The organism is Thermodesulfobacteriota bacterium (genome assembly GCA_040756475.1).
In the GTDB taxonomy this organism is placed as follows: domain Bacteria; phylum Desulfobacterota; class Deferrisomatia; order Deferrisomatales; family JACRMM01; genus JBFLZB01.
Window position 1 is genome coordinate 1 of sequence record JBFLZB010000112.1, and the last position, 14,945, is coordinate 14,945.

Below are 14,945 nucleotides of genomic sequence, written 5' to 3' on the forward strand. Positions count from 1 at the left end.
CCGGGTGCGGGGGGCCTGGGCCGCCGCCGGCCCCCCGGGGCGCGGACCAAGGGGGGCGGCCCCGCCGTGAGGTGCCCCGCGTGCCCAGGCCCCCTCCACGAGACCCTCCGGGCCGATCCATGCCCATCCACGCCAACTCCAAAGGAGAGCGCCATGAACTGCCCCCGCTGCCCCGAAGGTCCCACCCTGGTGGAAACCGTCAAGCACGGCGTCACCCTCGACACCTGCGCCGGGTGCGGCGGCATCTGGCTCGACAGGGGAGAGCTCGGCAAGCTCCTGAACCAGGTGAAGGCGGCGGGCTCGGAGCTGGATCGGGAGTTCCAGGCCTTGCAGCCGCGGCACCCCGGATCGCACCCCGGGCAACCGTACAAGCGGCCGAAGTCGAAGATGGAGAGACTCTTCGACATCTTCGACTGATTCGCGCGGCTGTTTCCCGAGGCGCCCGTGGCCTACCAGTCCCTGGACGGCACCGGCCGCATCGCCGACGTGAACGGCGCCTGGTCGGAGCTCACGGAGTACGGGCGGGAGCGGGTGCTCCTGCGCAAGGGCGGCGCGCCCGTGACCGTCTCGATGCACTGCCGGGCGGCCCCCGGGCCTGCGGGAGCCCCGTGGCGCGCCTACTGCGCCCTCGTCGACGTCTCGGACCGCAAGAGGGCCGAGGCCGAAGCCGAGCGCCTGCGGCGCCGCACCGAGCTGATCCTGGACTGCGCCGGCGAGGGGATCGTCGGGGTGGACCGGGAAGGGCGGATCGCCTTCGCCAACCCTGCTGCGGCGCGCCTGCTGGGCTGGCCGGCGGCGGAACTCGTGGGCCACCCGATGGGCGACCTGGTGTGCTACGTCTGCCACCGGCCCCGCGAGGAGCAAGCGGCTCGCCCGCAACGGGGCCCCGGTCCCGGCCAGACCGACCCGAACTTCGCGCGGCAGAAGGGCGTCCCGGACCCGCTCCTGCTCCGCACGCATCCTGGGCTGATGCTCAGGGGCGAAGAACCTCTGCGAAAGCGCTTCGGCCGCCCTCTCTCCTGGGGCCGCGTTCGGGTTCGCGGGAAGCTCGATCGTCCCCGAACGCTCGAGTCCCCATAAGTCCCCATAACGTAACTGAAATCACGAAAATCCCCTCGAGCGAGCGCCGAGCATAGTAGGATTGCAGTTACCTGTGTCCAGCATTGGCGACGCCGCAAGGGTTCCTAGGTTGTTCCGCCTAGCGGGCCGCCTGCGCGCGCTGCACGCCTGCCACGCCACCAACTGGCTCCGGTCCCGTCGGCGAGGGTCTGGCCGCCCGGCCCGGACCAAGAAGGGGGGCCCCGGGATGCTGGTGGTCCCGAACCATCCGCGTCTACCGCCGCGCCTTGAGGTGGTCCCGCAGCCGGCGCTGTTCTTCGGTCAGGAGCCGGCCCGGCAGGGGGGAGGCGAGCCGGACGGCCGCCTCCCCATGGGCACACCAGGCGACCTCGCCCGCGATGGCCGCCGTCTCGCCCCCCGGAAACCGGAGCTCCCCTTCCACCCTTCCGGAGACCGCGACGCCGCCGGAGGTCCGGAGCCGCACGCCTCGCTCCGCCACGTCCAGCACCTCCAGCCCTGCTCCCTCTCCGGTCCCGGAAGGATTCCGGAGGATCGCCCAGGGGCGCTCCCCTTCCGGGTACGGGATGCGAAAGGCCTCCCTGCGGTTGGCCGGGTCCAGGAGTTGTTCGGTGGTGGGACGCCGGCGGGTGGCGGCGCGCCGGCGCAGAGGCTCGGAGAGCATCGCCACCAGGGCCAGGGCCAGCAAGATAAAGGCGGCGATGGCGTAGTAGCGGCTTGCGGCGGGCGCGTCGGGCCCGGGGCTGACGGCATAGACCGCGGCCGCGGCGGCGAGCGCGGTCACGAGGAGTGCGGCGAAGGCTGCCTGCATGGGTCCCCCGTGTGGGGCTAGGGTCGCAGAGGAGTACCTCTCCCCTGACCTATCGGCACGGGCACCCCGATTCCCAAGCGCCGCGACCCGGCGAGGGGGCGAGGGGGCGAGGGGGCGAGGGGGCGGCCTTGCCGGAGGAGCGCCGCGTGATATCCTGCGCGCCGCGGCCCGGGGGGCCCCGGGCACAGGGAGGACGCCATGTCCAAGTTTCTCACCTTCCACGTGGAGCCCGACCGGCGCTGGGAGGACCTGGTGGAGAGGTACCGGGTGCTGGCACGGGAAACCACCGCCACCTGGGTGCGCACCTACCTCTTCGAGGACGAAAGCCAGCGCATCTGCGAGTGGGACGCCCCCAGCCCGGAGACCCTCCACGTGATCTTCGCGCGCACGGGGATCACGTGCGACCGCATCGTTCCGGTGCGGGAGGTGCTTCCCCAGACCTGGCGCTAGGCAGCGGCATCGGCCGAAGCAGGGGCGGAAGCGGTCTTCGGCCCCCCGGTTCGCGGCCAAGGCCGCTCCCACAGAGGCAGGGGCCCGCGGACCCGCACCCGGCGGCGGCGTGTTCCGCCGTCTACCCCGGGGCGAGGAAGATGATGCTGAGCGGCGGCAGGGTGAGCAGCAGCGAGTGCTCCCGGCCGTGGGCGGGCACCGCCTCGGCTTGGGCTCCCCCCAGGTTCCCCATCCCGGAGCCCCCGTAGCAGGCGGCATCGCTGTTGAGGACTTCCCGCCAGTGCCCTCCCCGGGGCACGCCGACCCGGTAGCCGGGACGGGGCACCGGTGTGAAGTTGCAGGCCACCAGGACCCACTCCCCTTCCCCGTGGGCTCGCCCCCTGCGCAGGAAGCTCACCACGCTCTTCTCCCAGTCGTGGAAGTCGACCCACTGGAACCCCTCCGGCTCGAAATCCCGCTCGAAGAGGGGGGGGAGGCCCCGATAGGCCCGGTGGAGGTCTCGTACCCACGCCTGCACCCCCCGGTGCGCCGGGTTCTCGAGGAGGTGCCAGTCGAGGCTCGTCTCGTGGTACCACTCGTTCCACTGGCCGAGCTCTCCCCCCATGAAGAGCAGCTTCTTGCCCGGGTGCGCCATCTGGTACCCCAGCAGCACGCGCAGGTTGGCGAAGCGCTGCCAGTCGTCCCCGGGCATGCGGCGCAGCAGCGATCCCTTGCCGTGCACCACTTCGTCGTGGGAGAGCGGCAGGAGGAAATTCTCGGAGAAGGCATACCAGATGCTGAAGGTGAGCTGGTTGTGGTGGTACTTGCGGTGCACCGGGTCCCGGGCGAAGTAATCCAGGGTGTCGTGCATCCACCCCATGTTCCACTTGAGCCCGAACCCCAGTCCCCCCACGTGGACCGGCCGCGTGACCATGGGCCAGGCGGTGCTCTCCTCGGCGATCACCTGCGTATCCGGAAAGCGCTCGTACACCTCCCGATTCAAGGTGCGCAGGAACTCGATGGCCTCCAGGTTCTCCCGGCCCCCGTAGCGGTTGGGAATCCACTCTCCCGGGCCGCGGCCGTAGTCGAGGTAGAGCATGGAGGCCACGGCGTCCACCCGCAGGCCATCCACGTGGTAGGCCTCGAGCCAGAACAGCGCGTTGCTCACCAGGAACTCGGGGACTTCGTTGCGCCCGTAGTTGAAGAGGTAGCTCTTCCACTCCGGGTGGAACCCCTGGCGCGGATCGGCGTGCTCGTAGAGCTCGGTGCCGTCGAAGCGGGCCAGGCCGTGCTCGTCGGACGGAAAGTGGGAGGGCACCCAGTCCAGGATCACGCCGATGCCCCTGCGGTGGAGCACGTCCACCAGATACATGAAGTCCTGGGGGGAGCCGTACCGGCTCGTGGGCGCGAAGTACCCCGACACCTGGTAGCCCCAGGAGCCGTAGAACGGGTGCTCCGTCACGGGCAGGAGCTCCACGTGGGTGAATCCCATCTCGGCCGCGTAGTCCGCCAGGGGCTCAGCCAGCTCCCGATATCCCAGGAGGCGTTGCGCGTTCCCGGGGTCGCGACGCCAGGACCCCAGGTGCACCTCGTAGATGGACACGGGGCGGTCAAGGGCCTGAGACTCCCGGCGCCGGGCCATCCACTCCCCGTCCCCCCACGCGTAGTCCAGGCCGTGAACCACCGAGCCCGTGCGGGGAGGCTCCTCCCAGCGAAAGGCGTAGGGGTCGCCCTTGTCCGCCGCAAAGCCTCCCGGACCGCTCACCCGGTACTTGTACACCGCGCCCGGTCCGACCCCGGGCACGAACCCCTCCCAGATTCCCGAGCCGTCCCATCGCGACGCCAGGGGATGGGAGGCGGGACTCCACCCGTTGAAATCCCCCATCACGCAAACCGAACGGGCGTTGGGGGCCCAGACACCGAAGTGGGTTCCCAGGGTCTGCCCCACCGCGCCGGGATGCGCCCCCAGCTTCTCATGGAGCCGGAAGTGCCTGCCTTCCTTGAAGAGATAGACGTCGTGGTCGGTAAAGCGGCCGTGGCCGTGCAGGACCTTGTCCATCCTCGCTCCCGTCTGCCCCGGGGCGCACCCTACGCGCCCCGAGATCTCCACCTCCCCTGTCTTCCCGGGGGAGCACTGTAGCAGGACGATCCGGGCGGTCAACGGACCCCCAGACGTGCGTAGGGGCACGGCATGCCGTGCCCCTACCGAAGATCACACCGTGCGCGGGAGTGCGCCCGCCTCAGTGCCCCTATTCCTCCACCTCGGCGGTCTCCACCTCCCGTTCCTCCAGGTCCTCGTCCTCTCCCGTAGCGACGCTGAGGGACCCGAGCTCCTCGGCGAGCTCCTCGTCGGTGAGATCCGACTCCCGCGGCTTGACCACGGGTTCCCACACCACCCCGTCGTCGTGGACCTCGATCTGGCTGCGCTGGTACCGGTTCAGGCCTGTGCCCGCCGGGATGAGCCGGCCCATGATCACGTTTTCCTTGAGGCCCCGCAGAAAGTCCACCTTCCCCTCGATGGAGGCCTGGGTGAGCACCTTCGTCGTCTCCTGGAAGCTCGCGGCCGAGATGAAGCTCTCGGTGGAGAGGCTGGCCTTGGTGATGCCCAGCAGCATGGGGACGCCGATGGCCGGCTCCCCCCCCTTGGCCATCACCTTCTGGTTCTCGGCCTCGAAGACCTGGCGTTCCACCTGCTCCTTGAGCAGGAAGTCGGTGTCGCCCATCTCCTTGATCTCCACCCGGCGAAGCATCTGCCGGACGATGACCTCGATGTGCTTGTCATTGATGTCGACGCCCTGGAGCCGGTAGACCTCCTGGATCTCGTCCACCAGGTACTTCATGAGCTCCTTTTCGCCCAGGACCTTCAAGACTTCGTGGGGGTTGGTGGCTCCGTCCATGAGGGGCTCGCCCGCCATCACCTGGTCCCCCTCCCGCACGGAGACGTGCTTGCCCCGCGGGATGAGATAGACCTTGGGCTCCCCCACGTCGGGGGTCAGGACGATCTTGCGCTTGCCCCGGGTGTCCTTGCCGAAGCTCACCACTCCGTCGATCTCGGCGATGAGGGCGAAGTCCTTGGGCTTGCGCGCCTCGAAGAGCTCGTCCACCCGGGGAAGACCGCCGGTGATGTCCTTGGTCTTGGTGGTCTCCCGCGGGATCTTTGCGATCACGTCGCCGGCCGAGACTTCCTGGCCCTCTTCCACGGCGATGTTGGAGCCCACCGGGAGGATGTAGCGGGCAAGCGTGTCTCCGGTCTCCAGGCTCTTGATCGAGACGCGAGGCCGGTAGTCGGCGCCCCGGCTCTCCACCACCACCTTGCGCGACATGCCCGTGACCTCGTCCACCTGCTCCCGCATGGTGACGCCGTCGATCACGTCGCCGAACTTCACCCGGCCGGAGGCCTCGGTGAGCATGGGGTTGGTGTAGGGGTCCCACTCCGCCAGGAGCTGGCCCCCCTGCACGGCGGTCCCTTCGGCGGCCTTGAGGTTGGCGCCGTACACCACCGGATACTTCTCGCGCTCCCGGCCCTCGGCGTCGAGCACCGCGAGCTCCCCGTTGCGGTTCATGGCCACGACGCGCCCGTCGGCGGTGGTGACCGTCTGGAGGTGCAGGTAGCGCACCGTGCCTGCGTTGCGCGCCTCCAGGGTGGACTGCTCCACGCGCTTGGACGCGGTGCCGCCGATGTGGAAGGTGCGCATGGTGAGCTGGGTGCCGGGCTCGCCGATGGATTGGGCGGCGATGATCCCCACGGCCTCGCCCAGGTTGACCTTGCGCCCGCGGGCCAGATCTCGGCCGTAACACTCGGCGCACAGGCCATTCTTTGCCTGGCACGTGAGCCCGCTGCGGATGAGCACCTTCTCCACCCCCGCGTCCTCGACCCGGTCGGCCAGAACCTCGTCGATCTCCGTATCGGCCGGCACGATGACCTCGTCGCTGTAGGGATCGCGCACGTCCACCAGGGTGGTGCGCCCCAGGATGCGGTCGCGCAGGCGCTCCACCACCTCGCCGCCCTCCACCAGGGCCGAGACGTAGATGCCGTCGAGGGTGCCGCAGTCCTGCTGCGTGATCACCATGTCCTGGGCCACGTCCACGAGGCGGCGGGTCAGGTAGCCGGAGTTGGCGGTCTTGAGGGCGGTATCGGCGAGGCCCTTTCGCGCGCCGTGGGTCGAGATGAAGTACTGGAGCACCGTGAGCCCCTCGCGGAAGTTGGCCGTGATGGGCGTCTCGATGATCTCGCCGGAGGGCTTGGCCATGAGGCCGCGCATGCCCGCGAGCTGGCGCATCTGCTGGCTCGAGCCCCGGGCACCCGAGTCGGCCATGATGTAGATGGAGTTGAGCTCCTCCACCTCCTCGCGAAACTCCAGCCCCTTCATCATCTGCTGGGCCACGGCGTCGGCCGCGTTGGCCCAGATGTCGACCACCTTGTTGTACCTCTCGCCGTCGGTGATGACGCCGTCTTCGTACTGTTTCTGGATGCCGGAGACCTCCCGGAAGGACTTGTCCACGATGTCCTTCTTCTCGGGGGGGATGACCATGTCGTTGATGGCGATGGACACGCCGGCCATGGTGGCAGTGCGGTAGCACAGGTCCTTGAGCCGGTCGGCCAGGATGACCGTGGTCTTGCCCCCCGCGTTGCGGAAGGAGAGGTCGATGAGTCGCCCCAGGGCGCTCTTCTTCATGACCTTGTTGATCTCGTCGAAGGGAATCTCCGCAGGCACGATCTCGTAGAGGATCAGGCGCCCCGGGGTGGTCTCCACCAGGCGGCCGTCCATGCGCACCTTGACCTTGGCGTGCAGCTCCACCACCCCCTGGTCGAAGGCGATGCGGGCCTCCCGGGGGCTGGCAAAGACCATCCCCTCGCCCCGGCGCCCGTTGCGGGCCAGGGTCAGGTAGTACCCGCCGAGCACGATGTCCTGGCTGGGCACGATCACCGCCTTGCCGTTGGCGGGGGAGAGGATGTTGTTGGTGCTCATCATGAGCACCCGGGCCTCGATCTGGGCCTCCACGGTGAGGGGGACGTGGACCGCCATCTGGTCGCCGTCGAAGTCGGCGTTGTAGGCGGTACAGACCAGGGGGTGGAGCTGGATGGCCTTGCCCTCGATGAGGATCGGCTCGAAGGCCTGGATGCCCAGCCGGTGCAGGGTAGGCGCCCGGTTGAGCATGACCGGATGCTCCTTGGTCACCTCCTCCAGGATGTCCCAGACCACCTCCTCCTGGCGCTCCACCATCTTCTTGGCGCTCTTGATGGTGGTGGCGAGCCCCTTTTCTTCGAGCTTGTTGAAGATGAAGGGCTTGAAGAGCTCCAGCGCCATGATCTTCGGGAGCCCGCACTGGTGGAGCTTGAGCTCCGGTCCCACCACGATCACGCTGCGGCCCGAGTAGTCCACCCGCTTGCCGAGAAGGTTCTGGCGAAATCGCCCCTGCTTGCCCTTGAGCATGTCCGAGAGGCTCTTGAGCGGCCTGCGGTTGGGCCCCGTGATGGTGCGCCCGCGGCGGCCGTTGTCGAAGAGGGCGTCGACGGCCTCCTGGAGCATCCGCTTCTCGTTCTTGATGATGATGTCGGGGGCCTTGAGGTCCAGCAGCCTCTTGAGGCGGTTGTTGCGGTTGATGACGCGGCGGTAGAGGTCGTTGAGGTCGCTCGTGGCAAAGCGGCCGCCCTCCAGGGGCACCAGGGGCCGGAGATCCGGCGGCAGCACCGGGACGACCTGCAAGACCATGTCCTGGGGGCGGTTGCCGGAGTTCTTGAAGGCGTTGACCACCTTGAGGCGCTTGGCGTACTTCTTGCGTTTGGCCTTGCTCGTTGCCTCGAGCATCTCTTCGCGCAGCACCTCGGAGAGCACGGGGATGTTGAGTCCGGCCATGATGTCGCGGATGGCCTCGGCGCCCATGCCGGCCTTGAAATCGGCCCCGTGCTGCTGCACGAGCTCCCGGTACTGCTCTTCGGTGATGAGCTCGCCCTGCTCGATGCCGGTGCTTCCCGGGTCCACCATGATGTAGGACTCGTAGTAGAGCACCCGCTCCAGGTCCTTGAGTTTCATCCCCATGAGGCTGCCGATGCGCGAGGGGAGGCTCCGGAGGAACCACACGTGGGCCACCGGCGTCGCCAGCTCGATGTGGCCCATCCGCTCGCGGCGCACCGAGGACCGGATCACCTCCACGCCGCACTTCTCGCACACGACCCCCCGGTGCTTCATGCGCTTGTACTTGCCGCAGTTGCACTCATAGTCCTTCACGGGGCCGAAGATCTTGGCGCAAAACAGGCCGTCGGACTCGGGCTTGAAGGTCCGGTAGTTGATCGTCTCGGGCTTCTTCACCTCGCCGTGCGACCACTCGTGGACCTTGTCGGGTCCCGCGATCGAGACCTTGACCGCGTTGAAGTTGAGCGGATCCTTGGGCGGTTCGAAGAACTTGTCGATGCTCTGCAAGGGCCTATCCTCCTCTGAGGGATGTCCCGTGATGTGCGCGTTGTCCGTTGCCCCTTGTCCGTTGGAGAGCCGAAGGAGCGGAGTCGGGCAGGGCTATCCCTTGGGCTCTTCTTCTTCGAGGAGCTCCACGTTCAGGGCCAGGGCCTGCATTTCCTTGATGAGGACGTTGAACGACTCGGGCAGGCCCGGCTCGAGCACGTTCTTGCCCTTCACGATGGACTCGTAGATGCGCGTGCGTCCGGCCACGTCATCGGACTTCACCGTGAGCATCTCCTGGAGGATGTGGGAGGCGCCGTAGGCCTCCAGCGCCCAGACCTCCATCTCCCCCAGGCGCTGGCCGCCGAACTGGGCCTTGCCCCCCAGGGGCTGCTGGGTGACCAGGCTGTAGGGCCCGATGGAACGGGCGTGGATCTTGTCGTCGACCAGGTGGTGGAGTTTGAGCATGTACATCACCCCCACCGTGACCTTCTTGTGAAAGGGCTCGCCGGTCTTCCCGTCGCAGAGCGCCGCCTGACCGATCTCCGGCAGGCCCGCCTCCTTCAAGAGCGGCCAGATCTCTTCCTCCTCGGCACCGTCGAAGACCGGGCTGTCCATGTACACGCCGTCCCGGGCGGCCTGGCGGGCCAGCTCGAGCACCACCTCGTCGGAGGCCTTGTCGAGAAGCCGCTGGCTCTCCCGGTCTCCGTAGTACTCCTTGAGCTTCTTGCGCAGGGCCTTGGGCGAGTACTTGCTGCGGAGCACCTGCTCGATCTGCTGTCCCAGGCCCCGGGCGGCCCACCCCAGGTGGGTCTCCAGCACCTGGCCCACGTTCATCCGGGAAGGCACGCCCAGGGGGTTCAGGATCACGTCCACCGGGGTGCCGTCGTTGAGGTAGGGCAAGTCCTCCACCGGGACGATCTTGGAGATGACGCCCTTGTTGCCGTGGCGGCCCGCCATCTTGTCTCCCACCGAGAGGCGCCGCTTGATGGCCACGTAGACCTTGACCATCTTGATGACGCCCGGGGGCAGGTCGTCGCCTTCGCGCAGGCGCTCGATGCGCTCCTCGTAGCGCTTGCGAACCCGCGCCACCTGTTCGTCGGTGCGCTCCAGGAGCTCGAAGATCTTGTCTTCGCGCTCGGGGGCGTCGAGGAGCGGGATCTCCCCCCAGGCCTCCCGGGGTACCTTCGCCAACGAGGCGTCGGTGATCTTCGTCCCCTCCTTGAGGACCACCGCACCGTCCAGGTCCACCACGTCGATGGCCACCTTCTGGCCCACCAGGAGCTGGCGAATGGAGTTGTGGGTCGCGCTGCGCAGGATGGCGATGTCGTCGCCCATCTCCTTGCGCAGCCGGTCGGCCTCCCGCTCCTCCAGGACCTCCTCGCCCTCCTCGCCGCCCTTGCGGCTGAAGACCTTGGCGTCCACCACGATGCCCTCGACCCCGGGGGGCACCCGCAGGCTCGTGTCCTTCACGTCGCCGGCCTTCTCACCGAAGATCGCCCGCAGGAGCTTTTCTTCGGGGGAGAGCTGGGTCTCCCCCTTGGGGGTGACCTTTCCCACCAGGATGTCCCCGGGGATCACCTCGGCGCCGATGCGAACGATCCCCGTCTCGTCCAGGTCCCGGAGCTTGCGGTCGCCCACGTTGGGGATGTCGGGGGTGATCTCTTCCTTGCCGAGCTTGGTGTCGCGGGCCACACACTCGAACTCTTCGATGTGGATCGAGGTGAAGGTGTCCTTCTCGAGGAGGCGCTCCGAGATGATGATCGAGTCCTCGAAGTTGTAGCCGCCCCAGCTCATGAAGGCCACGAGCACGTTCTTGCCCAGGGCCAGCTCTCCCAGGGAGGTGGCGGGGCCGTCCGCCAGCACCTCGCCCGCCCGGACCTTGTCGCCCACGTTGACGATGGGCCGCTGGTTCAGGCAGGTATTCTGGTTGGAGCGCTGGAACTTGGTGAGCCCGTACACCTCCACCCCCGTGGCCACGTCCTGGCCCTCCTGCTCCAGGTAGCGCACCACGATCCGCGAGGAGTCCACGCTCTCCACGGTCCCGTCCCGGCGGGCCACCACCGTGACCCCCGAGTCCCGTGCCACGACCCCCTCGATCCCCGTGCCCACCAGGGGCGCCTCGTTCTTGAGCAGGGGCACGGCCTGCCGCTGCATGTTGGAGCCCATGAGGGCACGGTTCGCGTCGTCGTGCTCCAGGAACGGGATGAGGGCCGCGGCCACGCTCACCAGCTGTTTGGGCGAGACGTCCATCAGGTCGACCTCCTCGGCCGAGACCAGGATGGGGTCGCCGTTGCGGCGGGCATTCACCATGGGGTTGACGAACCGCGACTTCTCGTCCAGGGGAGCGTTGGCCTGGGCGATGGTGTGCTCCTCCTCGTCCAGGGCCGTGAGGTAGGTCGTCTGCTCCGCAACCACCTTGTTCGCCACCTGGCGGTAGGGCGTCTCGATGAAGCCGAACTCGTTGACCCGGGCGTAGATCGACAAGCTCACGATGAGGCCGATGTTGGGGCCCTCCGGCGTCTCGATGGGGCAGATGCGGCCGTAGTGGGTGGGGTGCACGTCGCGCACCTCGAAGCCCGCCCGCTCCCGGGTCAGGCCCCCGGGCCCCAGGGCCGAGAGGCGCCGCTTGTGGGTGGTCTCCGCCAGGGGATTGGTCTGGTCCATGAACTGGGAGAGCTGCCCGGACCCGAAGAACTCCTTCACCACCGCGGTAACGGGCTTGGAGTTGATGAGGTCGTGGGGCATGAGGGCCTCGATCTCCTGGAGGCTCATGCGCTCCTTCACCGCGCGCTCCATCCGCACCAGGCCCACCCGGTAGCGGTTCTCCAGGAGCTCGCCCACGCTGCGCACCCGGCGGTTGCCCAGGTGGTCGATGTCGTCGATGGTCCCATGGCCGTTCTTGAGCCCCACCAGGTAGCGGATCACCGCCAGGATGTCCTCCCGGGTGAGCACCTGCTGGTCCAGGGGCGCCGTGATCTTGAGCTTGTGGTTGAGCTTGAGCCGCCCCACCTCGGAGATGTCGTAGCGCTCCGGATTGAAGAAGAGGTTGTGGAAGAACTTGGTGGCGGTATCGAGGGTGGGGGGGTCGCCCGGGCGCATGCGCCGGTAGATCTCGATGATGCCCTCTTCCTGGCCGTCCACCTTGTCGTCCAGCAGGGTATCGCGGATGTAGGGCCCCACCTTGAGGTTGTCGATGAAGAGCACACGGAACTCCTGGAGGCCCTTGTCTTGCAGCCGCTCCAAGAGGTCCTGGCTCACCTCCCGTCCGCTCTCCGCCAGAATCTCCCCGGTCTCGGGGTCCACCAGGTCCTCTCCCAGGAACTGCCCCACCAGATCGTCGAAGGTCACCGGGAGGAACCCGGCGCCGCTCTTCTCGAGCTGCTTGACCTTCGCCCCGCCGATCTTGCGCTGCTTCTTGACCAGGACGGCCCCCGTCTCGGGGTGCACCAGGTCCTCGGTGGCGCGGCTGTCCTTGAGCAGATCGGCGCGCAGCTCCTTCTCGGCCTTGCCCCCCTCCCAATCCACCACCCGCACCGCGAGCTTGTCGTAGAAGAGGTCGAGGATCTCCTGGTGGGAGTACCCCAGGGCCTTGAGGAGCACGGTGGCGTGGAGCTTGCGCCTGCGGTCGATCCGGACGAACACCAGGTCCTTGTGGTTGAACTCGAAGTCGAGCCACGAGCCCCGGTAGGGGATTACGCGGGCCGAGTACAGGAACTTGCCGCTGGAGTGCTTCTTCCCCTCGTCGTGGCTGTAGAAGACGCCGGGAGACCGGTGCAGCTGGTTGACGATGACCCGCTCGGTGCCGTTGACGATGAAGGTGCCGTTGGCAGTCATCACCGGGATCTCCCCGAAGTAGACCTCCTGCTCCTTCACGTCGCGAATGCTGCGGGTGCCGGCCTCCTCGTCCACGTCCCACACCACGAGCCGCACGGTGATCTTGATGGGGCGGGCGTAGGTCATTCCCCGCTGGACGCACTCGTCCACGCCGTACTTGGGCTCTCCGAGCTCGTAGCGCACGAACTCGAGGGACGCGGTCTCCCCGAAGTCGCGAATGGGGAAGACGCTGTGAAACACCTTCTGGAGCCCGAAGTTCTCCCGCTTCTCGTGGGGCACGTCGGCCTGGAGAAACCGATCGTACGACGCCTTCTGGACTTCGATCAGGTTCGGGATCTCGACGACCGTCTCGATCTTGTTGAACTTGCGCCGAAGCCTTCGGGTGTCGGCCACAGGGTTTGCCATGGGGTCTCGTCTCCTTCTGGGGTCAAATCGCAGCCGGCGGCAGAGCCGGGGTCATGCCGGAACGGGGCGCGGGGAGGCCGGGAGGGAAAAACGGAAAACGGGGCGCACGAAGGGCGTACCCCTCCGTGCACCCCTCAACGCATCCGGTGAAGGGATCGCGGTCCGATCGAACCAACGGGAGACGGGTCTCAGACGATCTCGACCTTCCCACCGGCCTCTTCGATCTTCTTCTTCACGTCCTCGGCCTCGGCCTTGCTCACCGCTTCCTTGACCATGCTCGGAGCGCCGTCCACCAGGTCCTTGGCCTCCTTCAGGCCCAGGCCGGTGAGCGCACGCACGACCTTGATAACCTGGATCTTCTGGGCGCCCGAGTCCGTGAGCTTCACGTCGAACTCGGTCTTCTCCTCCGCGGGGGCCGCGGCCTCGGCAGCGGCGCCGGGCATGGCGGCAAACGCCATGGGGGCGGCCGCCGTGACCCCGAACTTCTCCTCGAGCTCCTTCACGAGCTGGGAGAGCTCGAGGACCGTCATGTTCTCGATGAACTGGACGACATCTTCCTTGGTGATGGCCATTTCTCGCTTGCCTCCTAAAGGGATGGGTATGGGTGGTTTCGCGTGGGTGGGACCGCCTCAGGCGGCCTTCTTCTCTTCGATGGCGTGGAGCACCTGGACGAACTTGCGCGGTACCCCCGAGAGCACGCCCACGAGGTTGCGCATCGGCCCGACCATGACGCTCAGGAGCTGCCCGAGGAGCACCTCGCGGCTCGGCAGCTTGGAGAGCGCCTCCACGCCGGACGCGGCCAGGTGCTTTCCGCCCAGGGCCCCCGCCTTCACGGTGAGGACGGGCGAGTCCTTGGCGAACTGGGTCAGCACCTTGGCGACGGCCACCGGATCTCGGTACGCCCAGGTGACGGCCACCGGACCGGTGAACTCGTCCTGGAGGACCGCGAACTCCGTGCCCTCCACGGCGCGCCGCACCAGGGTGTTCTTCACCACCCGGTAGACGGCGCCCTCCTTCTCCAGTGCTCGGCGCAGCTCGTTGACCTTGGCGACCGTCAGCCCCCGGTACTCGGTGACGATGGCCGCCTGGGCCCCTTGGAACCTCTCGCGAAGCTCCGCTACTGTGGCTTGCTTTTCCGTCTTGTTCACGCGCGCTTAGGACCCCCTTTCCTCTCTCGAAACGGTTGCGGTTGACGCTTCCGGCCGCCGATCGAGGAATGGGGCGCCCACCCATCCCTCCGGCCGACTCGGCAGGACATTAAGCCCCCCAGGAGGGGGAGCACCTGCGGTCTACGTACGGCCTGGAAGAAGACTCCCTGCTGCTATGCCCGGTAATCCGCGGTATCCAGCTTGATGCCGGGCCCCAGGGTCGTGGAGAGGGTCACTGCCTTGATGTAGGTGCCCTTGGCAGTGGAAGGCTTGGCCTTGATAAGGCTGTCGATGACCGCCTGCACGTTCTCCCGGAGCTGGTCCGGCGTAAAGGACTTGCGCCCCACGGGCACGTGGACGATCCCGGCCTTCTCGACCCGGTACTCGACCCGGCCCGCCTTGAGCTCCCGAACCGCGGTGCCCACGTCCAGCGTCACCGTGTTGGTCTTGGGATTGGGCATGAGGCCCCGGGGACCCAGCACCCGGCCCAGGCGCCCCACCAGGCCCATCAGGTCGGGGGTTGCGACGGCCTTGTCGAAATCGAGCCACCCGCCCTGGATCTTCGCCACCAGGTCGTCGGCGCCCACAAAGTCGGCTCCGGCCTCCCGGGCCTCCTTCTCCTTCTCGCCCTTGGCGAACACCAGCACCCGCACCCCCTTGCCGGTGCCGTGGGGCAGCACCACCGTGCCGCGCACCATCTGGTCGGCGTGGGCCGGGTTCACCCCCAGATTGACGGCCAGGTCGACGCTCTCGTCGAACTTGCCCCAGGCGGTGGCCGGAGCCAGCGCCACGGCCTCTTCCAGGGTGTACTTCTTCAGGCGGTCCACCTTCGCAAGGGCC

Annotated in this window: 10 protein-coding genes; 3 read left to right on the forward strand and 7 right to left on the reverse strand. The window is 67.8% G+C overall.

All coding sequences use genetic code 11. The features are described 5' to 3' along the window. Window positions 1–153: 153 nt before the first annotated feature. Both AB1578_15325 and AB1578_15330 read left to right on the forward strand, forming a co-directional pair. Window positions 154–417 carry a zf-TFIIB domain-containing protein gene (locus tag AB1578_15325; protein ID MEW6489274.1) on the forward strand — a complete coding sequence of 88 codons (264 nt, stop codon included), beginning with the start codon at window positions 154–156 and terminating at the stop codon, window positions 415–417. A 27-nt stretch (window positions 418–444) separates the two neighbouring features. Further along, window positions 445–1,080, forward strand: a complete 636-nt coding sequence (locus tag AB1578_15330; protein MEW6489275.1) for a PAS domain-containing protein — start codon at window positions 445–447, stop codon at window positions 1,078–1,080. A gap of 253 nt (window positions 1,081–1,333) precedes the next feature. Here AB1578_15330 and AB1578_15335 read toward each other — a convergent pair whose 3' ends face one another. Beyond that, window positions 1,334–1,888: a hypothetical protein gene (locus AB1578_15335; protein MEW6489276.1), complete on the reverse strand. Its 555-nt coding sequence runs from the start codon at window positions 1,886–1,888 to the stop codon at window positions 1,334–1,336. Window positions 1,889–2,086: 198 nt separating this feature from the next. Here AB1578_15335 and AB1578_15340 point away from each other — a divergent pair, with 198 nt between their 5' ends. Further along, window positions 2,087–2,338 carry a nickel-binding protein gene (locus tag AB1578_15340; GenBank protein ID MEW6489277.1) on the forward strand — a complete coding sequence of 84 codons (252 nt, stop codon included), beginning with the start codon at window positions 2,087–2,089 and terminating at the stop codon, window positions 2,336–2,338. Window positions 2,339–2,459: 121 nt separating this feature from the next. Here AB1578_15340 and glgB read toward each other — a convergent pair whose 3' ends face one another. From glgB to rplA, 6 genes are all read right to left on the reverse strand, one after another. Then, a complete protein-coding gene (gene glgB, locus AB1578_15345; protein ID MEW6489278.1) occupies window positions 2,460–4,376 on the reverse strand; it encodes a 1,4-alpha-glucan branching protein GlgB in 1,917 nt (638 codons plus the stop codon). Window positions 4,377–4,566: 190 nt separating this feature from the next. Continuing rightward, window positions 4,567–8,739, reverse strand: coding sequence for a DNA-directed RNA polymerase subunit beta' (rpoC, locus tag AB1578_15350; GenBank protein MEW6489279.1), 4,173 nt, complete (start codon window positions 8,737–8,739; stop codon window positions 4,567–4,569). Window positions 8,740–8,832: 93 nt separating this feature from the next. After that, window positions 8,833–12,957, reverse strand: a complete 4,125-nt coding sequence (rpoB, locus tag AB1578_15355; GenBank protein MEW6489280.1) for a DNA-directed RNA polymerase subunit beta — start codon at window positions 12,955–12,957, stop codon at window positions 8,833–8,835. A 188-nt stretch (window positions 12,958–13,145) separates the two neighbouring features. Further along, complete coding sequence (rplL, locus tag AB1578_15360) at window positions 13,146–13,529, reverse strand: 50S ribosomal protein L7/L12 (protein MEW6489281.1); 384 nt, start codon at window positions 13,527–13,529, stop codon at window positions 13,146–13,148. Between the two features lie 57 nt (window positions 13,530–13,586). Continuing rightward, complete coding sequence (rplJ, locus tag AB1578_15365; GenBank protein ID MEW6489282.1) at window positions 13,587–14,105, reverse strand: 50S ribosomal protein L10; 519 nt, start codon at window positions 14,103–14,105, stop codon at window positions 13,587–13,589. A gap of 173 nt (window positions 14,106–14,278) precedes the next feature. Continuing rightward, the coding region (gene rplA / locus AB1578_15370) for a 50S ribosomal protein L1 (protein MEW6489283.1) at window positions 14,279–14,945 on the reverse strand (667 nt) is incomplete at its 5' end.

Coding starts and splice junctions, on each gene's coding strand:
- AB1578_15325 (MEW6489274.1), top strand. CDS start 154: ATGAACTGCCCCCGCTGCCCCGAAGGTCCCACCCTGGTGGAAACCGTC.
- AB1578_15335 (MEW6489276.1), bottom strand. CDS start 1,888: ATGCAGGCAGCCTTCGCCGCACTCCTCGTGACCGCGCTCGCCGCCGCG.
- AB1578_15340 (MEW6489277.1), top strand. CDS start 2,087: ATGTCCAAGTTTCTCACCTTCCACGTGGAGCCCGACCGGCGCTGGGAG.
- glgB (MEW6489278.1), bottom strand. CDS start 4,376: ATGGACAAGGTCCTGCACGGCCACGGCCGCTTTACCGACCACGACGTC.
- rpoB (MEW6489280.1), bottom strand. CDS start 12,957: ATGGCAAACCCTGTGGCCGACACCCGAAGGCTTCGGCGCAAGTTCAAC.
- rplL (MEW6489281.1), bottom strand. CDS start 13,529: ATGGCCATCACCAAGGAAGATGTCGTCCAGTTCATCGAGAACATGACG.